Source organism: Winogradskyella tangerina, assembly GCF_003260205.1.
GTDB lineage: Bacteria > Bacteroidota > Bacteroidia > Flavobacteriales > Flavobacteriaceae > Winogradskyella > Winogradskyella tangerina.
Genome location: NZ_QERF01000011.1, coordinates 164,699 through 187,777, shown reverse-complemented (window position 1 = coordinate 187,777; position 23,079 = coordinate 164,699). Strand labels below are relative to the sequence as shown.

The following is a 23,079-nucleotide window of genomic DNA, read 5'->3' as shown; positions in this document are numbered from 1 at the left end:
CTAGCGTTATAACTTACAGAAACTTTTAAACTTAAAACTTATTATATGATATTACTAAGTAATATTCAAGATGAGGTAGAGGTATTAACTGATGGAGAACAAGTTGAAAAAACCCTATCTATTATTGAGTTAATTACAAGTGGTGGCACTTCAGGAATGGTGATCATTCTGATCTTATTCCTACTACTTATTGTTGCAACTTATATTTATTTTGAACGCATTTTTGCTATCAAAGCGGCGTCGAAGGTCGATTCAAACTTTATGAATCAGATTAAAGACCATGTGAGTAATGGTAAAATCGATTCGGCTCAAATGTTATGCGCGCAACAAAATTCGCCTGTAGCACGACTCATTGCAAAAGGAATTACTAGAATTGGAAAACCTCTTGAAGATATTAATACAGCTATTGAAAATGCAGGCCGATTAGAGATCTATAGTCTCGAAAAGAACGTTAGTGTTTTAGCAACGATCTCTGGTGTGGCACCTATGATTGGTTTCCTCGGAACCGTAGTAGGTATGATCCTTTCCATTTTTGAATTGGCAAACGCAGGTGGTACCATTCAGATGGATGTCTTGGCTAGTGGCTTATACACGGCAATGACAACTACCGTCGGTGGACTTATTGTTGGTATTATTGCCTATGTGGCGTATAATCATATTGTGGTTAAAACCAACAAGGTAGTGTACCAGATGGAGGCTAATTCGGTTGAATTTTTAGATCACTTAAACGAACCTATCTAATATGAATATTAGAGGACGAAATAAAGTCACGCCAGAATTCAATATGGCCTCAATGACCGATATTGTATTCTTACTGTTGATCTTTTTTATGATCGCTTCAACTTTGGTAACCACCAATGCCATTGATATTATTCTTCCAAAGGCAAGTGGTAAAACCGAAAATAAGAAGTCGACTGCAGTGAGTATAAAGAAGGACCTCACTTACTATATAGACCAGAAGCGTGTCGGTGAAAGTGTGCTAGAGAATCAATTGATCTCCATTTTAGCAGACCAAGAGCAACCTACTATAGTCTTAAGAGCTGAAAAATCTGTTCCGGTAGAAAATGTGGTGAAAGTAATGGATATCGCCAATAGAAATAAATTCAAAGTGATATTAGCGGTGAAGCCAAATTAAACGGCATCATTTTTGAAACTATTCAAAATAAAGTAAACTTATGATGAAGTATTTTGAGACCAAACATCAACGTAATTCAGCAAGAATCACAGCATTAATTGCTCTGATTCTATTTTTGCTGTTGTTTTTTGTGGGGCCTAAATACTTAGATCCGCCAGATGAATATGGCGTAGCTGTAAACTTCGGAACAACAGATTTTGGTAGCGGTAATAAACCCTTAGCTCAACCTCGTAAAGCGGTTGAAGAAAAAGTTGTGGAAGAATCACAACCTGAAACTTCAGAAGCACAACCTACAGAAACATCAACGAAGGCCGAAGAGGTAATGACTGAGGAAAATGCTGAGGCTATTGCCATCAAAAAGCAAAAGGAAGCTGAAGCAAAAGCAAAGGCTGAAGCCGAACGCATTGAGCGCGAGAAGCGTGAGGCCGAAGAGCGTCAAAGACGTGAAGAGGAAGCTAAAAAGAAAAAACTAGATAATCTTATCGGTGGCGTAACCAATTCTGATGGGAGCGACGATGGTGGTGAAGGTGGTGATGATAAACCAGGAAATAAAGGTAAGCCTATTGGCGACCCTTATGCGCCAAGTTACTTTGGTGGTTCAGGACCTGGAAAAGGTGGTGTTGGTTATGGTTTAGGTGGAAGAGGAAGACCTTCAAAACGAATTTACAAACAAGACTGTAATGAGTATGGATTGGTTGTAGTAAGAATTGAAGTTAACCGTCAAGGTCAAGTGGTCAAAGCCGAACCAGGAATTAGAGGTACGACTAATACACATCCTTGTTTATTAGAACCTGCGAAGAAAATTGCATTATCTCATAAATGGCCAGCCGATGCCGATGCGCCGGCGAAACAAATTGGTTTTGTGAGTATTAATTTTGATGTTGGTCAGTAAACTATGAACTATCAGGATACAATTCAATGGATGTTTCAGCAACTTCCAATGTATCAGAATAAAGGTAAATCGGCCTTCAAGAAAGACCTTTCAAACACCTTAAAACTCGCGAACCAACTTAACAATCCCGAGAAACGTTTTAAGTCAATTCATGTAGCAGGAACAAATGGCAAGGGTTCAACCAGTCATATGTTGGCTTCGGTACTGCAGGAAGCAGGGTATAAGGTCGGACTCTACACATCACCACACCTTAAGGATTTTAGAGAGCGCATTCGTGTCAATGGAAAAGTTGTTTCGAAGCAATTCGTTATAGGTTTTATAAAGCGAAATAAATCCTTTTTTAATGTGAATAGCTTGTCGTTTTTTGAAATGACTGTTGGAATGGCCTTCGATTATTTTGCGAAGCAAAAAGTTGATATTGCTGTGGTTGAGGTTGGTATGGGTGGTCGACTAGATTCTACAAATATTATTTCGCCAGAACTTTCAATAATAACAAACATCGGATTTGATCATATGCAGTTTTTGGGAAATACTCTTGAAAAAATAGCAGGTGAAAAAGCGGGGATCATTAAGCACAATACACCTGTGGTGATCGGTCAAACTCAATCGGAGACGACATCAGTTTTTGAAAATAAAGCTAACAATCACAGTGCTCCGATTTATTTTGCAGATCAATTTATTGAAGCATATTTAGATAGTGATCTTAAAGGAAGTTATCAAAAACATAATATTAAAACGGTGATGCAGTCGGTTGAACTATTGAGGTCATTAGGCTATAAAATTTCTGACCGGCAGTTGAAAAATGGGCTGTTGAACGTCACCAGGAATACAGGATTATTAGGACGCTGGCAGGTTTTACAAAATAACCCGAAAGTTATTTGCGACACAGCACATAACAAAGAGGGTTTGACTTATGTGATGCAACAATTACAAGAGGAAAGCTATGAGCAATTGCATATGGTTTTTGGAGTTGTAAGTGATAAGGATCTCAATTCTATAATACCGTTGCTACCAAAGAAGGCTCAATTTTATTTCTGTAAACCTAATATTCAACGCGGATTAGATGCACACAAACTTTCTGAAATATTTAAAGAAAATCAGCTTGAAGGAGAAGTTTTTAGTAGTGTTGAAAAGGCCTATAAAGCTGCATTAAATACGGCACAAAAATCTGATCTTATATACGTTGGTGGCAGCACATTTGTGGTGGCTGAAATAATTTGATTTTTTTGTAAAAATCCTTTTGAGATATTAAAAACTAGTCTATATTTGCAGTCCTAATAATTAGGGCGCGTAGCTCAGTTGGTTCAGAGCACTTGGTTTACACCCAAGGGGTCAGGGGTTCGAATCCCTTCGCGCCCACCTTCGCTCGCCGAAGTTTTCGATAGAAAACAAAGGCGAGCTTTTTGTTTGTAACAACTTCTAAAATTTCTTCGGTGAGCTTCGGCGGGACGCACCCACTTACTAGCCGAAGTTTTCGATAGAAAACGAAGGCGAGCTTTTTATTTGTAGCACATTCTAAAATATCTTCGACGAGCTACGGCGGGACGCACCCACTTACTAGCCGAAGTTTTCGATAAAAAACGAAGGCAAAATCTGCCCATCGTCAAACTGAGATTTCCTCTTTTTAATTCATATTTAGTACTTAATTTTTTAAGGTTAATTTTTATTATTTCTTTCTAAATAAATTCGTAGTTTCGATAGACTATGTCCGCTGTGCAAATTTTCTATTATGGAGAATCAAAACAAGACATGGTGCGTTTATATATTATCTTGTACCAATGGTATGAATTATGTTGGGTGTACAAATAATTTAGCAAGACGATTAAATGAACATAAGTCAGGGAAGGTAATTTCTACGAGTAAAAAATTGCCGATTAAATTGATTACATATTTAGTCTTTACGGATAAATACAAAGCTTATAAGTTTGAAAAATATTTGAAATCTGGCTCTGGAAGAGCCTTTTATAAGAAAAGATTAGTTTAATTTTCAAAGCTGAAAGCTTTGGGATATGCAATCCCATTTTTATTAATTTTGAAAAAGCAAACGGGTCATTAACTCAGTTGGTTTAGAGTGTTACCTTGACAGGGTAGAAGTCACTGGTTCGAATCCAGTATGACCCACCTTCGCTCGCCGAAGTTTTTGAAAGAAAAACGAAGGCGAGCTTTTTATTTGTAGCACATTCTAAAAAATCTTCAACGAGCTACGGCGGGACGCACCCATTTTCTTCCCGAAGTTTTCGATAGAAAACGAAGGCGAGCTTTTTTATAGAATGCTTTAGTTGTTGATATCACCGAGATAAGCTGTGATATTGCCTACAACCCTTAGATTAAATCCCCTCCAAAATCCGTTCCAGTGCCATACCTCTCGAGCCTTTGATCAAGATGGTGGCATTCATTAAGTCTAATTCCTTTAGTTGAGGTTTTAGATCTTCAAATTGGGCAAATTTTTGTGTGGTGTTGGTGGTTTTTGTTTTGTAAAAATTTTCACCAATCAAAAAGATATGCCGTTCAAAATTGTTTTCAGCATAATCTACAATCGCCTGATGTTCAATTTCGGCGTCCTCACCCAATTCAAACATATCACCTAAAAAAAGAACCTTAGTTTCAGCATCTAGTTGCTTCAAATTCTTTAAGGCTGCCAACATGCTCGTTGGGTTAGCATTGTAGGCATCAAGGATAATTTGTGTGCTACCTTTCTGAATGATTTCTGAACGGTTGTTCTTTGGTTGGTAGGCTGCAATTGCAGCTTTAATATTTCCGGAGGAAACTCCAAAATAATGCCCCATCGCTACAGCAATAGCCATGTTACCGTAGTTGTAATCGCCAATAAGCTGGCTGCTAATTTCTTCGTCCTTATACCTAAGTGCTACGAATGGGTCGGCTTTCAAGAATTCAATGGTGCAATCATTATCTGGGCTTTTACCAAAGGTGATGATCTGTTCATAATTACCAATTTGCTTTATTTGTTTCGCGTCATCGGTATTTATAAAAACCTTCTTTTCTTCTGATCTTAGATAGTCGTATAATTCAGATTTGCCTTTAATAACACCTTCTACACCACCAAATCCCTCTAAATGAGCCTTGCCAAAATTGGTAATCACACCAAAATCGGGCTGAGCTATATTGGATAAGAATTCTATTTCTTTTTGATGATTGGCACCCATTTCAACAATGCCATAATCCTGTTCTTTAGTGAAACTTAATAAAGTCAACGGAACTCCAATATGATTGTTGAGATTGCCTTTGGTAGCCTTTACCTTGTAAGTGGTAGCTAAAACAGCATGAATAAGTTCTTTAGTCGTGGTCTTTCCGTTACTTCCGGTTAGGGAAATAATAGGAACCTTAATAGTATTTCTATGATAGGTTGCCAGCTTCTGAAGAGTTGTTAGAACATCCTCAACTAAAACACAATCTGAATTAATGACAGCTTCAGAATCATCTACCACACAGTACTTAGCTCCATTTTCGAAAGCCTGACTTACAAATTTGTTACCGTCAAAGTTTTCGCCTTTCAAAGCAAAATACATGGCATCCTTTTCAATTTTTCGGGTGTCGGTAGAAACCGAAGTACAGGTTTCAAATTTTTGATAAAGCGTTCCTATTTCCATAGGCCTAAAAATAAAAAAGTCCTGATGAATTTCATCAGGACTTTTTCAATATTATTTAAACGATTTAGTTACGTCTCTTTTGTGATTTCACAGATTTTGATCCTACACGCGAAACAGCACATCTAAACCCGATGTAATCTGTCGCCATATCTTGTGGGAAGTAACGACGTTGCGCTGGGTCGATCCAGTAAGCTCTATCTCTCCAAGATCCTCCTTTAAAGACTCTTACTTCGTCATTGATAAGTGAAGTTCTTGTGTTAGACTTATCGTATTGTCTTACCATTTTTGGTTCACCATCAATGGTATCCATTTCAACTTTGTGCTTAGGTGAGTTATACATTTTACCTGTAGCGTCAATTCTTTCATCACCTTCGTCAAAACTTTCTCTGTAGTAGCGTGAAGAACGCTTATCTCCATCTCTAAAGTTTCTGTTATCACTCTTATCGAACTGCGTTCTTAAATAAGTGTCTTGTTCGTCAACAGGAATCTTAGCAATTTCACCTGGAAGATTTCTTGCAATGATCTTACCGTTACTTAAAGTATCGTAAACGATCTCATCTACGGTAACAACTCTTACAGTACCATCTTCGTTTAAGGCATTCTTAGTATAAACATTACCTCTATAGTAGTTGAAGTCGTTAAACTCATCATCAACAATCGGACGGTATACGTCAGCTACCCACTCAGCAACGTTTCCTGCCATGTCATAAAGACCGTAGTCATTTGGCTGATAAGATTTAACTTCAGCAGTAATATCCGCACCGTCATCAGACCATCCAGCAATTCCACCGTAGTCACCTTTTCCTTGCTTGAAGTTAGCTAACTGGTCACCACGATTTACACGCTTACCTGATCTTGTGTACTGACCATCCCAAGGATATTTTTTACGCCCTCTGTAGACGTTATAGCTTCTTAATTCGCTCATACCTAAAGCAGCGTATTCCCATTCAGCTTCAGTTGGAAGTCTAAACTTTACAGGAATTAACCCAGATTCTCTGTTTGCATAAACATTGATTGGGTTGCCATCGGCATCAGTTTGTTGTCTTCTTTTACCACCTTCTAAAACATCTGAATTACCTCCGTAAGTTTGCGTTGGTGCATTGATGTAAGTGTCAACGTCGAATGTACTTTCTGCATTTAAGTCTGTTAAATGTGCATCTCTTTTGATGTAACCAGCTTCTTGTAAAGACATTTCAGCAACACGGTTAGATCTCCAGTTGGCATACTCCACAGCCTGAATCCAGCTTACACCTACAACAGGATAATTTGCATAACCAGGATGACGTAAGTAATTCTCAGTCATCATTTCGTTATATCCTAAACGGTTTCTCCAAACTAATGTATCTGGAAGTGCCCCTTTATAAATAAGGGCATAATTAGGATCATCTGGTGGATATACATTTTTAAGATAATCTAGGTAGAATAGGTAATTAAGGTTGGTTACCTCGTGCTCGTCCATGTAGAACGACTGAATATGCTGCTGGTTTGGAGTGTTGTTCCAATCGTGCATAGGGTCGTCCTGAACTTTACCCATTGTAAAAGTTCCACCCTCAATAAATGCTGTACCAGGTGGTGTTTCTTGCTCTTTAAAATTGGTGTTGTATTGAAAACCACCGTTCTTATCGTTGATCTTCCAACCCGTAGCACTATCTACATTACTAGAATTAGATGAACGCTTGCAACTAACAATGCTAGCACATAGCGCAAATGCTATTAAAAATTTGAGGTTTGAGACATTTTTCATATCCATATGTTTAAGTAAGCTCATAAAATTTAGTTGTGCAATATAAGAATTAAAGGTAAACTGACAACTTTTTTTTGCTTGAAAATTCAAAAAAATGTGCATTTCATCCTTTTTTTCGTGCACAATAACGGATTTTTCGCCTTTTATCGACGTATTTTGCTCTTTCATAACGAGCTCAAAAATAAATTATTGTTGTATTTTTGAAATAAAAAATTTCGCCCTATAATAACGTAGATTATTAGGCGTTATTTTACTGTAAATTTATTATTTCAAATCGGGTTAGCGTTTTTTAGTAAAAATGAATTTACTGCTTATCAACAACCACTAAGATTCTTAAATGAAAAATTGCTATTGTTTAGTCGTGTTCTTTCTGACCTTATTTAGCTACGGTCAACAAAAACAATTTAAAATAGAATGGAACGGCGATAAGGTTCTACAAACCGACTATGGTAAAATCATAGTTCCGGGCTTCGATGACAAACATTTCAGTTATGATGATAAAAAAGGCTTGACCTTTTTTGCCCAATGGGAAAGTAATGGGAGCCAGATTGATCAGAATTCAGTTGTTATTTCTAATGTTTCTTTTGAAACGATAAGCAATTCAGACTTAAAAAATCTAAACCCGAATCTTATTCCTGAAGAAATTAAATATGAGCTTTTAAATACGAACGCAAGAGGGAAAACCTCTTATTATTTAGAGATAAGTCCTATAGTTAAAGATCGTGGTATTTATAAAAAAGTGAAGGCTTTCAATGTTAGTTTTTCAACTTTAGCAAATAGGTCATCGATTTTAAGCAGTTCATCTCAGATTACAAATTCTGTTCTAAGTTCGGGCGATTGGTACAAATTCTATATTGAAGAGTCTGGTGTTTTTCAACTTACCCGTGGATTTTTGAATAGTCTAGGTATTAATACAAACTCTGTGGATCCAAGAACTATAAAGATATATGGCAATGGTGGGAGAATGCTCCCGTTAGAAAATTCTGAGAACTATCCATTCGATGTTGTGGAAAATGCTATAAAGTTCGTTGGTGAAAATGATGGAAGTTTCGATAATGGTGACTATATTTTATTTTATGGTGAAGGGCCAAAAACCTATAACGAAGAAAGTAATACCAATATAAACCTATATACTGATCGGACATACTATTATGTCAACGTTAGTCCGGGTAATGGTAAAAGAATTCAGGCGATGCCTACTATCGAAGCTCCGGCCGATATCAACATTAACACGTTTCAAGATTACCAGTTTTACGAAGTCGATGAATATAATCTAGCCAAACTAGGACGTAGATGGTTCGGCGATAAATTCGATATTGAAAATCAAAGGGTTTATAATTTTAACTTCCCGAATTTGGTAACAACAGAACCAGTTCAAACAGAGATAGCTGTTGGGTCTGTTTCAGAAACTGACGGAACAACTATGGGTATCACCGTCAATGGTAGCTTTTTAACAAGTCTAAATTTGGGTGTCATTAGTCCGGGTTCTGTACTAGGGACAGCGGTCTCTTATAATGATGATCTCAGTATTTCGTCTGATGTTGTAACTGTGACCTTAGATTATGACAATAATGGCAACCCATCGGCGAATGCTTATTTAGATTATATCAATATTGAAGCTACGAGAGCTCTGACCTATCAAGGGACTCAGATGGTATTTAAAAACAGAGATGTCATATCAACTCCTGGGGTTGCGGAGTATACAATTTCTAACGCAGAAGGGCTTCAAGAGGTTTGGGATATAACAGATAGATTTAATGTGACGAGTACTGGGAATCCTGATAGTCAATCTACATTGACCTTTAAAGCATTCGCTGGTGAAGAACGTACTTACTTAGCCTTTGCTTCGAACAATTTTTTACAGCCACTACGCGAATCAAATACAAGAGTTTCCAACCAAAACCTGAAAGGAACCATCTTCAATAATGCACAAGGCGATTTTGAGGATATCGATTATATCATCGTATCACCAACTGTACTTATATCGCAAGCTGAAAGATTAGCAGAGATCAATAGAAACCAATATAATTTGAATGTCAAAGTCGTCGATCTTCAAAGTATATATAACGAATTTAGTACAGGAAGTCAGGACATTGCAGCCATAAGAAATTTTGTCAAATATGTATACGATAATGCAAGTTCGCCAGCATCGAGGTTAAAATATCTATGTCTTTTCGGAGAAGGTTCTTACGATTATAAAGACCGACTAAATAATAATACAAATCTAGTGCCGTCTTGGTACTCAACAAGTAGTTTTAGTCTTACTAATTCGTTTGTATCAGATGATTTTTTCGCCATGTTAGATGACGATGAAGGCGACATGGGCAATGGCGATCGAATGGATATAGCCGTTGGAAGAATACTAGCTGAAGACCTTCAACGTGCACGAGATATGGTAGATAAGATCGCGGCTTATTACCAGCCTGAAGCTTATGGTAGTTGGCGAAATAATGTCTTATTAATTTCAGATGATGTCGATGAATTATGGGAACGAATACTTCAAGAGACAACAGATGGTATCGGTTCTGAAATTGAAGCTGAAAAACCGTTTTTGAATGTTGTTAAGATTCATACGGATGCATTCGAACAAGAATCCTCAGCTGCAGGAGATCGGTATCCAGAAGTCAATGAGGCCGCCAAAGACGCTATTGAAGTCGGAGCGCTTGTAGTTAACTATTTTGGGCATGGAGGAGAAGATGGTTTGGCGAAAGAGCGCATATTCGACAAGTTTGATGCGCAAGAAGTCAATAACATATGTAAGTTTAATCTTTTTGTCACTGTTACTTGTGAATATACTAAATTCGATGACCCCAACCGAGATACGGCAGGTGAGTTTACGTTTTGGAATAAGAATGGTGGAGCAGTTGCCCTACTCACCACAACGAGACAAATTTTTGTGACTGTGGGCGTGTCCTACAATGAGGTCTTAGATGATTATTTGTTTGCCTTTGGGTCTAATGATTATCCGTCAATTGGTGAAGCCTTACGCCTTACAAAAATAGATAATAACATTGCAGGTATTAGCCAAAAACGATTGGTTTTTATGATTGGTGACCCAGCTATGAAATTGGCTTTTGCAGAACCAAATATTAGACTTACACAGGTTAATGATGTAGATATTTCACAACAAATAGACGTGCTTCAAGCCTTAAGTTACACAAAAATGGCAGGTGAGGTTACTGACGTAAATGGAAATTTACTTCCTAATTATAATGGGACCTTAACCGCGACCGTTTACGATAAAAGAATTGAGCGTCAGACCTTAGCCAACGATGGGGTTTCGGATGCAAATGGACAAATTATTTTAGATTATACCACACTAGGTGAAATTATTTTCAAAGGGCAAGCAAGTGTTACTAACGGTCAATTTGAATTCGATTTTATTGTTCCTCGAGATATTGGTATTCCTGTCGGAAATGGTAAAGTAAGTTTCTATGCTCAGACGGAAAGTCCGTTGTCAAATCAGGCTGGAGCGAATTTCGATGTTCAGATAGGTGGTATAAACGAAGATGCACCAGAAGATAACGTAGGGCCAGTAATCAATTTATTTATGAATGATGAAAACTTTGTTTCTGGAGGTATTACTAACGAATCACCAAACTTACTCGCTAAACTTCAAGACGATAACGGTATAAATACAGCAAGTGGAATAGGTCATGATATCACAGCCATACTTGATGGCGATGAAACTAATCCTTTTGTGTTGAATGATTATTATCAGGCTAATATTGACGATTACACCAACGGGACGGTGACGTTTCCATTTAGAGATCTAGAGCCTGGTATGCATACCTTGACCTTAAAGGCCTGGGATGTTTACAATAACTCAGCCACTGCAGAAATTCAGTTTAATGTATTTGATAAGGATGAAGAATTGGTAATTAATAACGTTCTAAATTACCCGAATCCTTTTGTTAACTATACCGAATTTTGGTTTAATCATAATAGCGTTGAACCTTTAGACATTTCAGTCCAAATCTTTACTGTTTCTGGGAAATTGGTAAGAACCTTGAATGGCCAAACTTCAGGTGGAAGCAAATCTGTAAGTTCACTTTCAAAAGATATTGTATGGGATGGACGCGACGATTTTGGTGATAAAATTGGAAAAGGTGTCTATGTCTATAAACTAAAAGTAAGATCTAACCGTTTAAATAAGCAAGTTGAAAAAATTCAAAAACTTGTCATACTCTAATAATAAACTATATTTGCTAACTGTTTAGTGTTATTCACTTAGCATTAAGAATTCAAAATTCAAAATGAAGAAGTACAAAATATCCCTTTTAGCTCTGCTAGCGCTGAGTTTTACTTTTGCTCAAGAAACCATAACATTCCCTGATCAATCTTCCGTAATTACAACAGGTGTACCATTTATGTTAATTGCACCAGACGCGAGATCAGCATCTATGGGAGATATGGGTGTAGCTACATCAATGGACGGATTTTCACAACAATACAATCCGGCCAAATATGTGTTTTCTGAAGCAAAATCTGGAGTGAGTTTAAGTTATACACCTTATTTAAGTCGATTAGTAAATGATATTTCTATCAGCTACGCTACTTATTACAATAGATTGAACGAATACAGTGCAGTGTCTGCAAGTTTTAAATATTTCAGTTTAGGTGAAATAACCTTAACACAGAGTGAAAATGACCCTGGGATTAATGTAAAACCGAATGAATTCACCGCAGATATTGCTTATACATTACGACTTGCCGATCAATTCGCTATGTCCGTAGCAATTCGATATTTGAGATCTGACTTAAGAATCGATCAGGTAGATCCAAATGCCAATGCTGCAAGTTCCTTTGGAGCAGATATTACCGGTTATTACCAAAGTGAAGAGGAAGCATATAATGATTTTAATGGTCGTTGGAGATTCGGATTTGCAATACAGAATTTAGGTCCGAAGTTTAGCTACGATGACGGCGGAAGAGAAAATTTTCAGCCTACTAATTTAAGATTAGGTGGTGGTTTCGATTTCATATTCGATGAATACAGTAAATTAGGTATTACTGCTGAAGTTACTAAACTATTGGTTCCAACACCACCATTATTTGGGTTTGTTGATACCAATGGTGATGGTGTTCAAACAGAAGACGACCCAAGCACGCCAGATGTTAATGAAAACGAACCAACTATCATTACACAAGGACAAGATAACGACGTCAGTTTCTTAAACGGTATCTTCCAATCATTTGGTGATGCACCGGGAGGATTTAGTGAGGAGATTAGAGAATTTACCTGGGCTTTAGGCGCAGAGTACACCTATCAGGAAAACTTTGCATTTAGAGCTGGCTATTTTAACGAAGCTGAAGATAAAGGAGCACGTAAGTTTTTCGCACTTGGTGCAGGATTTAAGTATACCACGATCAATCTAGATCTATCTTATCTGTTTTCAGCATCGCGAGTACAAAGTCCATTAGAAAACACCTTGCGTTTTTCACTAACCTTTAATTTTGGTGATGGTGAATATGATGAATATTAGAACTAAATAATCACAGTATATTTAAAACTATTGTCTTAAAAGCAATAGTTTTTTTGTCTAATAAAGAATTTGAAATATGAAGGAAGTTAAAATTGAAACTAAAGTACAAGTTTTTGATGATGTTAATGAACTTCCTGAAAATGTTCAGAATCTCATGAAAGCTGCTGCAGAGGCTCGAGATAAGGCCTATGCACCATATTCGAAATTCAAAGTTGGTGCTGCTATTCTTTTAGAAAATAACGAAGTCATTACGGGGAGCAATCAAGAAAATGCATCCTATCCATCAGGACTATGCGCAGAACGAACTGCAATCTATTATGCAGGAGCGAAGTATCCTAACACCAAGTTTCTCATAATGGCACTTACTGCATCTTCAAATAATCAGATCACAGATAAACCAATACCACCTTGTGGGGCTTGTAGACAGGCAATTGCCGAGTACGAGATCAAACAAGACCAACCCATTGAAATATATTTTATGGGCGCTACCGGAAAGGTTGCAAAATCAAACTCATTGGCTAATTTATTACCATTGGGATTCGATAGAAGTTTCCTATAACGTTTTCGTTCAAAAATTACAATTTTCGGTTTTTTGGTTACTGACTAATGTCTTATTTTTGTTATTCTGATTAAAAGAACGAATCAAAAAAATGCAAAAGATAACTAAAGAAGTTTACCTAAAATGGTATGAGGATATGCTGTTTTGGCGTAAGTTCGAAGACAAACTAGCCGCAGTTTATATTCAACAGAAAGTTCGCGGATTTCTTCACCTTTACAATGGGCAAGAAGCTGTACTAGCAGGTGCTTTACATGCTATGGACCTTACCAAAGACAAGATGATCACGGCCTACAGGAATCATGTTCAACCTATAGGAATGGGCGTAGATCCAAAACGCGTGATGGCAGAATTGTACGGAAAAGGAACCGGTACATCACAAGGTCTGGGAGGATCAATGCACATATTTTCTAAGGAACACAGATTTTACGGTGGTCATGGTATCGTAGGTGGTCAAATTCCATTAGGTGCAGGAATTGCATTTGGCGATAAATATCATGGAAGCGATGCGGTTACTTTATGTTGTTTTGGTGATGGTGCCGCAAGACAAGGCTCACTGCATGAAACATTTAACCTAGCAATGCTTTGGAATTTACCAGTAGTATTCGTATGTGAAAACAACGGTTATGCTATGGGGACATCAGTAGAGCGTACTGCGAATCATACCGATATTTGGAAGTTAGGATTAGGTTACGAAATGCCTTCAGGTCCTGTTGATGGGATGAATCCGATCAAAGTAGCTGAAGCTTTCGATGAAGCCATCCAACGTGCAAGAAATGGCGGAGGACCATCGTTCTTAGAAGTGAAGACCTATCGTTACCGTGGACATTCAATGTCTGATGCACAACATTACAGAACAAAAGAAGAAGTAGAAGAGTACAAGAAAATAGATCCTATAACTCAGGTTAAGGACGTGATTTTAGAGAAAAAGTACGCTACTGAAGATGAAATCAAAGAAATTGATAAGCGTGTTAAGGCGCGCGTTTCAGAATGTGAAAAGTTCGCAGAGGAATCACCATATCCAGAGATGAATGTGATGTACGATGCCGTTTACGAACAAGATGATTATCCATTTATACCACATAAATTATAAGCTATGGCAGAAGTGATTAACATGCCGCGTCTAAGCGACACAATGGAAGAAGGAACGGTAGCGGCTTGGCTAAAAAAAGTTGGTGATAAAATAGAAGAAGGTGACATTATCGCCGAGATCGAAACGGACAAGGCTACGATGGAATTCGAATCGTTTCACGAAGGAACATTACTTCATATAGGCGTACAAGAAGGGGAGACTACTAAGGTCGACCAGCTTTTAGCAATCATCGGAGAAGAAGGTGAAGACATTTCCTCTTTATTGAACGGAAATACTGAGGTTCAAGAATCTACTCCAGAAGCTGAAGCTGAGTCTGAAGACGTTTCAGATACAACATCTTCAGAAAGCACATCTGAAGATTTACCAGAAGGTGTTATTGTGGTTACCATGCCACGATTAAGTGATACCATGGAAGAAGGAACTGTAGCAACTTGGTTGAAGAAGGTTGGTGATGAAGTTGAAGAAGGCGATATTTTAGCTGAGATCGAAACGGATAAAGCTACTATGGAGTTTGAATCGTTTCAATCAGGAACTTTATTACATGTAGGTCTTGAAGAAGGACAATCTGCAAAGGTTGATGCCTTATTAGCGATTATTGGTCCAGCTGGTACTGATGTGTCCTCAGTAGCAAAAAACTTCAAGGTAGGAAGTGCAGAGACAAAATCTGAACCTGCTCCTGCTGCTCCTGAAGTGTCTAAGCCTGTTGAAGCGCCTAAAGTTGCGGAAACTAAAGTTTCAGCTCCTGTAGCTACAGCACCAGCAACAAGCCCAAATGGTAGAATTTTTGTTTCACCTCTGGCTAAGAAAATGGCTGAAGAAAAGGGGATTAATCTGGCGCAAGTCAACGGTTCTGGTGAAAACGGAAGAATTATTAAACGTGATATTGAGAACTTCACGCCTGCTGCGGTCGCTCAGTCATCAGCACCAGTAGCGAAATTTGTACCATCAGGACAAGAAGATTTTGACGAAGTTCCAAATTCAAATATGCGTAAGGCAATTGCTAAGAATTTAGCGAAGTCTAAATTTTCAGCACCACATTACTATCTCAATGTAGAGTTTGATATGGAAAATGCTATCGCATTTAGAGCACAGTATAACTCAATGCCAGACACAAAAATATCATACAATGATATGATTGTTAAGGCATGTGCTTTGGCCTTAAGACAGCATCCACAAGTCAATTCGCAGTGGTTTGATGATAAAATGAAACTGAACAATCACGTTCATATTGGTGTAGCGGTTGCTGTACCAGACGGATTAGTTGTACCAGTTGTGAAATTTGCCAATGAACAAAGTTTAACTCAAATAGGAGCCGCTGTTAAAGATTTTGCAGGTAAGGCAAGAAATAAGAAACTTACTTTAGATGAAATGGAAGGAAGTACTTTCACCATTTCCAACTTAGGAATGTTTGGTATTGAAAGTTTCACATCTATTATTAATCAGCCTAATTCCGCAATTTTATCGGTTGGAGCCATTGTGTCTAAACCGGTTGTGAAAAATGGAGCGGTTGTACCAGGTAATACGATGAAGCTAACAATGGCATGCGACCATAGAACGGTCGATGGAGCAACTGGAGCACAATTCCTTCAAACCTTAAAAGGTTATATTGAAAACCCTGTAACGATGCTGGTTTAACCAGATTAAGTATATATAAAATGACATAATAAAAGTCCTATTTTGAATCTTTGAAATAGGATTTTTATGTTTAAATAATTAAATCCTCTTAGAATGAAGAATATTTTAGTGTTTGCTATTTTAGCGCTCTTGGTGAGCTGTGGCTCAGTAGAAAAAAGTGTAAAAGAAAGCATGGAGTATCTTGCTTCCGACGAGTTGCAAGGTCGAGCAACAGGAACCGAAGGCATTGAAAAGGCTGCTGTATATATTGAGAATTACTTCAAGGATAATAATATCAAACCATATTTTGAGACGTATCGAGATTCTTTCAATATCGGTGAAATAGTCGGTTATAACGTAGTTGGAGTTATTGAAGGAAATGATCCAAACTTAAAAAATGAATTTGTAATTCTCGGCGGTCATTATGATCACATCGGTACAGGAAAAGAAGTAAATGGCGATACTATAGCTAATGGGGCTAACGATGATGCCTCAGGAACAATTGCTGCCATGGAGTTTGGTAAGTATTTTGCAAAGTCAAAATCTAATAAGCGCAGTATTCTCATCACTTTATATGCTGCTGAGGAAATGGGACTTAAAGGCTCAGCGCATCTAGCAGAACGTCTAAAGAACGAAGGTATGAATGCTTACACCATGATTAATTTCGAAATGATTGGTGTACCAAGAGCTGCTGATAAATCCATGGCTTATATGAGTGGTTATAATCGCTCTAATTTTGCACCTACCTTAAACCGATATGCAGGCGAAGAAGTTGTAGGTTTCTTTCCGAAGGCAAAGGAATTTCAATTATTCTTTAGATCAGATAACTTTCCATTCTATAAGGCCTTTAATATACCAGCGCATGCGATTTCAACATTCGATTTTACCAATTTCGATTATTATCATCATGTAGATGACGAAGCCGATCAGATGGATTATGAACACATGGCAAGCTTCATAACAAAAATGATTCCTGCCTTGGAAGGAATGATTAATGCACCAACCAGAGAAGTAGTACTTACAGAGAATGAGTAAAAACGTAATAATTACCGGCACGAGTAGAGGTATTGGGTTTGAATTAGTAAAGTTATTTGCTAATGCAGGTCATAATGTTTTGGCGCTATCAAGAAATGCAAAACCAGTTCAGGAACTAAGTCACAGCAATATAACTGCATTTAGTTGCGACCTATGTGCGGATGATGATTATATTAAAGTAGTAGACTATATTTCTAAGGAATGGGATCGTGTAGATATCCTGATTAATAACGCAGGAATGCTGCTAAATAAACCTTTTGCAGAAACTACGATGTCCGATTTCGAAAACGTCTATAAAACCAACGTTTATGGAGTCTCTGAAATGACACGCGTAGTCTTACCTTTTATGAAAGAAGACAGTCACGTGGTAACTATAAGTAGTATGGGTGGAATACAAGGAAGCATGAAATTTCCTGGCCTCGCAGCTTATAGCTCGAGTAAAGGCGCTGTGATTACCCTAACGGAATTATTAGCTGAAGAGTACAAAGAAACTGGACCGCAGTTCAACGTTTTGGCTATTGGTGCGGTGCAAACTGAAATGCTAAAAGAAGCCTTCCCAGATTATCAAGCACCCACTACAGCCCTCGAAATGGCTACATATATCATGGATTTTGCTCTAACTGGCAATAACTATTATAACGGTAAAGTACTTCAGGTTTCAAATAGCACACCTTAAATGGCGAGATATAAGTGTATCATCTTTGATTGTGATGGCGTTCTTGTTGATAGCGAGCCACTTAGCAATCAGGTAATGGTAGATTTAGCCAATGAGCTCGGAGCAGATATAGATTTAGACTACGCTTACCAAAATTTTAAGGGCAATTCATTTAAGAATTGCGCAGATCAAATTTCAGCATTGATTGGTAGGGCAGTGCCTTCAGACCTTGAAGCACAGTATAGACATCGGTCTACCGAAAAATTCAAAGCACATATTAAACCTATTGAAGGGATAAAAGAACTCCTAGATGGGTTAAAAATTTCATATTGTGTTGCTTCCAGCGGACCAGAAAGTAAAATACGTCTGAATTTACAGCTCACAGGTTTGCTTCCTTATTTTGAAGGCAACATTTTTAGTTGTTATACCATTCAGAAGTGGAAACCCGATCCGGCTGTATTTCTTTGGGCGGCTAAGACTATGGTATTTGAAGTAAAAGACTGCTTAGTAATTGAAGATAGTCCTATCGGTGTTCAGGCAGCTCTTAATGGTGGTTTTGATGTTTACGGGTTTACAGCACACGATTACAAGGATGAGCTGCGTAAAAATTCGACTAAGACCTTTGATAGCATGATTAAACTGAGGGAATTATTAGATTAAGGAGGTAATTTTTATATTTATAAAAAAAATTGGGTCTATGCTAGAAAAATTATTCTATCACAAATTCCTTCTCTGTTTTCAATTCGTATTATTATTTACTTCATTTAGTTACGGACAAACCTTCGAACGCATCGAAGATATTGCTGGATTAGGTGACCTTGCGAACAATAATGGTGTGGCAGTAGCGGATTATGATAATGATAACGATTTAGACATATTTGTGGTAGCTCATGCTGTTGAGGATGAAGAAGACTATACCAGCTTTAGTAGACTATACAGAAATAACAACGATGGTTCGTACACCGATGTTACTGAGGCTGCAGGATTTGTAAATCTACTTACAGCCGAAGAGAATGTGCAGTTTACCTTCGCACAACAAGGATTTAGATTTAGTGCGTCTTGGGGTGATTATAACAATGACGGTTTTCCAGATCTGTTTCTAACCTATTCACAAAAGGTACAACTTTGGAGAAATCTGGGGAATGGCACATTTGCAAATGTAACTGTAGCTACAGGTTTTGGGACGACAAATGGCTGTACTAATATGGGCGCCACGTGGTTTGATTATAACAATGACGGTTTTCTAGATATTTATATCACAGATTGGAGTGGCTGTAATACGAACACTATTTATCGAAATAATGGTGGGTTCACGTTTACAGATGTTACTTCACAAGTTGGTATGCGTGAAAATATTGAATCTAAGTTGAGTTATACACCATTTCCATTTGATATAAACGACGATAATCGAATGGACTTGATCGTTACCAACGATCTTGAAGAACCCAATTATCTCTATATCAATCAATTTGGAGTTGTTTTCGATGAAGAGGCCGCTATTTATGGTATGGACAACCAAATTGATGATATGGGTATTGCCATCAGTGATTTTGATTTGGACGGCGACTTTGACTTTTTTATTACAGGAATCGATGAGAATTCACTCTTAGAAAATAATGGATCTAATCAGTATGTTGAAAACTCAGGAAATTTTGGATTGAGTCCGACAGGTTGGTCATGGGGAACGAGATTTGCCGACTTTGATCTTGATGGGGACGAAGATCTATTTGTTGTTAATGGTTATGAGTTTGAAGGCAGAGGCCCAGAACAAAATGTCTATTACCGAAATTTGCATAGTCAAGGTCAGCCCATGTTTGAAGATGCCTCTTCAGAACTAATGCTTAATGAAAATACCGAAAGTGTAGAAGCCTTGGATTTTGATTACGACAACGACGGCGACTTAGATATTTTTGTAACCAATGGTGACGGTGGAGTATTGTTTTATGAGAATAAACTTTTGAATTTCGACGATACGGTTACAACTTCGAACTGGTTAAAAATACAGCTAGAAGGAACTACATCCAACAGAGATGCCATAGGAACCACCGTGACCATCACCACTGTTAACGGAACGCTTAAAAGATATTATTCTGGTGTTGGATTTCTAAGTCAGAGTTTACAAGGACTCCACTTCGGATTAGATGATGCTACCAATATTCAAACACTTCAAGTTGAATGGCCCTCTGGATTGGTGGAAAATTATAATAATATTGCGTCAAATGCTACTATTAAATTAACTGAAGGTAGTTCATTAGAAGTATTGAGCATTGAACCAAGCCAAAAGATTTATGGTTGTACTGATCCTAATTCATGTAATTACAATCCGGAAGCAACTTTAGATGATGGTTCTTGTACATACCTTCCATCTCAAAATATAATTGGTAATACAACGTCTTCCTTTTTAAGAACTGAAGTTTATAGCTATAATCTCGCACCGGGTTCTACGGCCAATTGGCAAGTGACTGGAGGTGAAATTATTGACGGTGACGATACAAATACAATTACAGTAAGATGGCATCTCGAGGAATCAGGAAGAGTTGCAATTACCGAATCTGATGATGTCTGTTCTAGTCTAGAAGTATCTATAGATGTTGCGCTAGGTATCGATAATCTGCCAGATAATATTTCAATAGCCAGACTCTGGAATGATGCTCTGCTAGAAGCTATCAGGAATGATTTTGCAAGGCCAACCGTTCATGCAAGAAACCTCTTTCATTCAAGTGTAGCTATGTACGATGTCTGGGCCATCTATGATGCCATTGCCTCGCCATACATCATGGGTAAAACGGTGCACGGTTTTTCAAGTTCATTAGAAGACTTTACACCAAATGAAGATATCGTAGCTTCACAAGAAAAGGCCATAAGCTATGCCATGTACCGTTTGCTTACGCATCGTTTTCAAAACTCACCTGGTGTAGATGAATCACAAGCAAGATTCAACTTATTGATGGATAAACTAGGTTATGATACAAGTATTACCTCATTAATGTACGAAGATGGAGATGCGGCAGCTTTAGGAAATTATGTAGCTCAGACGATGATCGATTATGGTTTACAAGATGGTTCGAGAGAAGCAACTGATTATGACAATGCCTATTACGAACCTGCTAATTCAGCTTATTCATTAGATTCAAATTTCAACCTGCCAATTGAAGATCCAAACCGTTGGCAACCTCTGGGATTTGATACCTTTATTGATCAGGCCGGTAATGTTGTTGGTGGTAGCATACCAGAGTTTTTAAGCCCGGAATGGGGCAATGTTAATGGTTTCGCATTAAAGGAGGAAGATAAAGTAACGTATCAAAGAGACGGTAATGATTATAATGTTTATCATGACCCTTCAGCACCACCATATATCAGTTTAACTGAAGACAATACGGATAGTGATAATTACAAATGGGGCTTTACGATGGTTTCTGTATGGCAATCTCATTTAGACCAAACGGATGGCGTTATGTGGGATATATCTCCGGCTTCGATAGGTAATGTAGACCTTAGCACGTTCCCAACAAATTACTCTGATTATCCTAGTTTTTATGATTTCTTTGAAGGTGGAGCAAATAGTAATGGTCATAACCTTAATCCTGTAACTGGTAATCCTTATCCACCAAATATGGTGCCTAGAGGTGATTATGCAAGAGTTCTTGCTGAATTTTGGGCAGATGGTCCTGATTCTGAAACACCACCAGGGCACTGGTTTACTATTCTGAATTATGTTAATGATCATCCATTATTCGAAAAACGCTTTGAAGGTGTTGGCGAAATCTTAGATCCGCTAGAATGGGATGTAAAAGCCTACTTTATTCTCGGAGGCGGAATGCACGATGCTGCGATATCTGCTTGGAGCGTTAAAGGTTGGTATGACTATATCAGACCTATTTCGGCTATTAGAGCAATGGCTGAACTTGGTCAAAGTACGGACAATAGCTTATCGAATTATAATGTGGGTGGTATTCCACTAATCGATAATTACATTGAAGTCGTGGAAGCTGGCGATCCATTAGCCGGGTTCGCAAACCAGCATGTTGGAAAGATTAAACTATACACATGGCGTGGTCACGATTTTATTGATGATACCGAAACTGATCAGGCAGGTGTGGGCTGGATCTTAGCCGAAGACTGGTATCCTTATCAAAGACCAACATTCGTTACACCACCTTTTGCAGGTTTTGTATCGGGACATTCAACTTATTCTAGGACTGCTGCCGAGTTGATGACCATGATGACGGGAAGTCCATTTTTCCCAGGCGGCGTTGGCGAGTTTAAAGCTAAGGCTAATGAATTCTTAGTTTTCGAAGAAGGGCCTTCAGTCGATGTTATCTTACAATGGGCAACGTACAGAGATGCCTCCGACCAGACAAGTTTAAGTAGAATCTGGGGTGGTATTCATCCACCTGCAGACGATATTCCAGGAAGGTTTATTGGACAAGCAGTTGCTGAGGATACTTTCGATTTTGCAGTGCCTTATTTTAATGGAGCCTTAAGTATAGACGATTTAGAAGTTCCTATGAGTATTTACCCAAATCCTACGACGGATAGAGAAATTTTCATAAGTAATACCAACGGAATAGAAACTATTGAAGTCTATGATATTAGCGGAAGAAGAATAGATCTTGCCGATAGAACTTTCAACGAATCTAATAACACAACTGTATTGAAATTTGATGGTACAGCCACAGGTCTTTACCTTTTGAAGATCAATGACACTGCTGAAATGATCGTGGTAAATAACTAGCCTTTTTTCGGATCAGTTTTTTGAAAATTGAATTTTATTAGACTTGAAAGATTCGCCATCAATGACTATAGTTTTACTCGTTATTAGCGCATAGATGGTGTCTGTAACCTTTACATTTTCGCTAATTTTGTCGTAGACTAATTTTAGTTTTTTCACACTATCGTTTAATACTTCAGCTTGGCCCAACTGGCTAATATTTTTAATCACAAATGCATTTTCTGAACTGAACTCTTCAATAGAATTTGAAGTGTAATTTCTGAGTTGCTCAATAACCTCTTTGGTAAATTCTGGATGTTTATTCTGAAGCGCTAATAAATCATAAAAGTCTTGTAATTTTTCATTAATCAGTGCCTGATCACCAGAAATATTTGAACCGTAATCATCTGCTTCAGTGGCAGCCGATTCTTCAATGTCTACATACTTATAATCACTTTCAGATGTATTCACCTTATTCGATTCCATAGCACAAGCTGCAAACAACAAGCTTATCGAAAAAAGTACAATATGTTTAAGTCTTATTTCCATT

General features: G+C 37.8%; 17 protein-coding genes and 2 tRNA genes. 16 read left to right on the top strand and 3 right to left on the bottom strand.

The genetic code is table 11. The features are described 5' to 3' along the window. The first annotated feature begins 45 nt into the window (after window positions 1-45). The 7 genes from DDY94_RS15830 to DDY94_RS15800 all read left to right on the top strand — a co-directional run bounded on the left by DDY94_RS15830 (window position 46) and on the right by DDY94_RS15800 (window position 4,148). Entirely contained in the window at window positions 46-741 is a 696-nt protein-coding gene (locus tag DDY94_RS15830; protein WP_111685578.1) for a MotA/TolQ/ExbB proton channel family protein, read from the top strand. A 1-nt stretch (window position 742) separates the two neighbouring features. Further along, complete coding sequence (locus tag DDY94_RS15825; protein ID WP_111685577.1) at window positions 743-1,135, top strand: ExbD/TolR family protein; 393 nt, start codon at window positions 743-745, stop codon at window positions 1,133-1,135. Window positions 1,136-1,178: 43 nt separating this feature from the next. Further along, window positions 1,179-2,027 (top strand): energy transducer TonB, encoded by an 849-nt coding sequence (locus DDY94_RS15820; protein ID WP_111685588.1) that lies wholly within the window; start codon window positions 1,179-1,181, stop codon window positions 2,025-2,027. Between the two features lie 3 nt (window positions 2,028-2,030). Then, window positions 2,031-3,248 carry a bifunctional folylpolyglutamate synthase/dihydrofolate synthase gene (locus tag DDY94_RS15815; RefSeq protein WP_111685576.1) on the top strand — a complete coding sequence of 406 codons (1,218 nt, stop codon included), beginning with the start codon at window positions 2,031-2,033 and terminating at the stop codon, window positions 3,246-3,248. A gap of 63 nt (window positions 3,249-3,311) precedes the next feature. Continuing rightward, a tRNA-Val gene (locus DDY94_RS15810) sits at window positions 3,312-3,386 on the top strand. 370 nt (window positions 3,387-3,756) lie between these two features. Then, window positions 3,757-4,011: a GIY-YIG nuclease family protein gene (locus tag DDY94_RS15805; RefSeq protein WP_111685575.1), complete on the top strand. Its 255-nt coding sequence runs from the start codon at window positions 3,757-3,759 to the stop codon at window positions 4,009-4,011. Between the two features lie 62 nt (window positions 4,012-4,073). Beyond that, window positions 4,074-4,148 (top strand) — tRNA-Val (locus DDY94_RS15800). Window positions 4,149-4,354: 206 nt separating this feature from the next. Here the strand turns inward: DDY94_RS15800 and DDY94_RS15795 are convergent. Both DDY94_RS15795 and gldJ read right to left on the bottom strand, forming a co-directional pair. Further along, the gene (locus tag DDY94_RS15795; RefSeq protein WP_111685574.1) at window positions 4,355-5,635 is read right to left on the bottom strand and encodes a UDP-N-acetylmuramoyl-tripeptide--D-alanyl-D-alanine ligase; all 1,281 of its coding nucleotides are present in this window, start codon (window positions 5,633-5,635) and stop codon (window positions 4,355-4,357) included. A 64-nt stretch (window positions 5,636-5,699) separates the two neighbouring features. Further along, a complete protein-coding gene (gldJ, locus tag DDY94_RS15790; protein WP_111685587.1) occupies window positions 5,700-7,385 on the bottom strand; it encodes a gliding motility lipoprotein GldJ in 1,686 nt (561 codons plus the stop codon). 331 nt (window positions 7,386-7,716) lie between these two features. Between gldJ and porU the strand changes: the two genes are divergently transcribed. The 9 genes from porU (at window position 7,717) to DDY94_RS15745 (ending at window position 22,553) form a co-directional block, all read left to right on the top strand. Next, a complete protein-coding gene (gene porU / locus DDY94_RS15785; RefSeq protein ID WP_111685573.1) occupies window positions 7,717-11,571 on the top strand; it encodes a type IX secretion system sortase PorU in 3,855 nt (1,284 codons plus the stop codon). A 64-nt stretch (window positions 11,572-11,635) separates the two neighbouring features. Next, entirely contained in the window at window positions 11,636-12,865 is a 1,230-nt protein-coding gene (porV, locus tag DDY94_RS15780; protein WP_111685572.1) for a type IX secretion system outer membrane channel protein PorV, read from the top strand. Between the two features lie 76 nt (window positions 12,866-12,941). Continuing rightward, complete coding sequence (gene cdd / locus DDY94_RS15775) at window positions 12,942-13,424, top strand: cytidine deaminase (protein WP_111685571.1); 483 nt, start codon at window positions 12,942-12,944, stop codon at window positions 13,422-13,424. A 91-nt stretch (window positions 13,425-13,515) separates the two neighbouring features. Then, a complete protein-coding gene (pdhA, locus tag DDY94_RS15770) occupies window positions 13,516-14,514 on the top strand; it encodes a pyruvate dehydrogenase (acetyl-transferring) E1 component subunit alpha (protein ID WP_111685570.1) in 999 nt (332 codons plus the stop codon). A gap of 3 nt (window positions 14,515-14,517) precedes the next feature. Further along, a complete protein-coding gene (locus DDY94_RS15765) occupies window positions 14,518-16,149 on the top strand; it encodes a pyruvate dehydrogenase complex dihydrolipoamide acetyltransferase (RefSeq protein ID WP_111685569.1) in 1,632 nt (543 codons plus the stop codon). 93 nt (window positions 16,150-16,242) lie between these two features. Next, the gene (locus DDY94_RS15760) at window positions 16,243-17,163 is read left to right on the top strand and encodes a M28 family metallopeptidase (RefSeq protein WP_111685568.1); all 921 of its coding nucleotides are present in this window, start codon (window positions 16,243-16,245) and stop codon (window positions 17,161-17,163) included. After that, on the top strand, window positions 17,156-17,839 hold the full coding sequence (locus DDY94_RS15755) for an SDR family NAD(P)-dependent oxidoreductase (RefSeq protein WP_111685567.1): 684 nt from the start codon (window positions 17,156-17,158) through the stop codon (window positions 17,837-17,839). Before DDY94_RS15760 ends, DDY94_RS15755 begins: the two co-directional genes overlap by 8 nt. Continuing rightward, a complete protein-coding gene (locus DDY94_RS15750; RefSeq protein WP_111685566.1) occupies window positions 17,840-18,478 on the top strand; it encodes an HAD family hydrolase in 639 nt (212 codons plus the stop codon). 37 nt (window positions 18,479-18,515) lie between these two features. Next, a complete protein-coding gene (locus DDY94_RS15745) occupies window positions 18,516-22,553 on the top strand; it encodes an FG-GAP-like repeat-containing protein (protein ID WP_111685565.1) in 4,038 nt (1,345 codons plus the stop codon). A 12-nt stretch (window positions 22,554-22,565) separates the two neighbouring features. Here the strand turns inward: DDY94_RS15745 and DDY94_RS15740 are convergent, their stop codons facing one another. Beyond that, window positions 22,566-23,078: a hypothetical protein gene (locus DDY94_RS15740; protein ID WP_157957347.1), complete on the bottom strand. Its 513-nt coding sequence runs from the start codon at window positions 23,076-23,078 to the stop codon at window positions 22,566-22,568. Between the last annotated feature and the right edge of the window lies 1 nt (window position 23,079).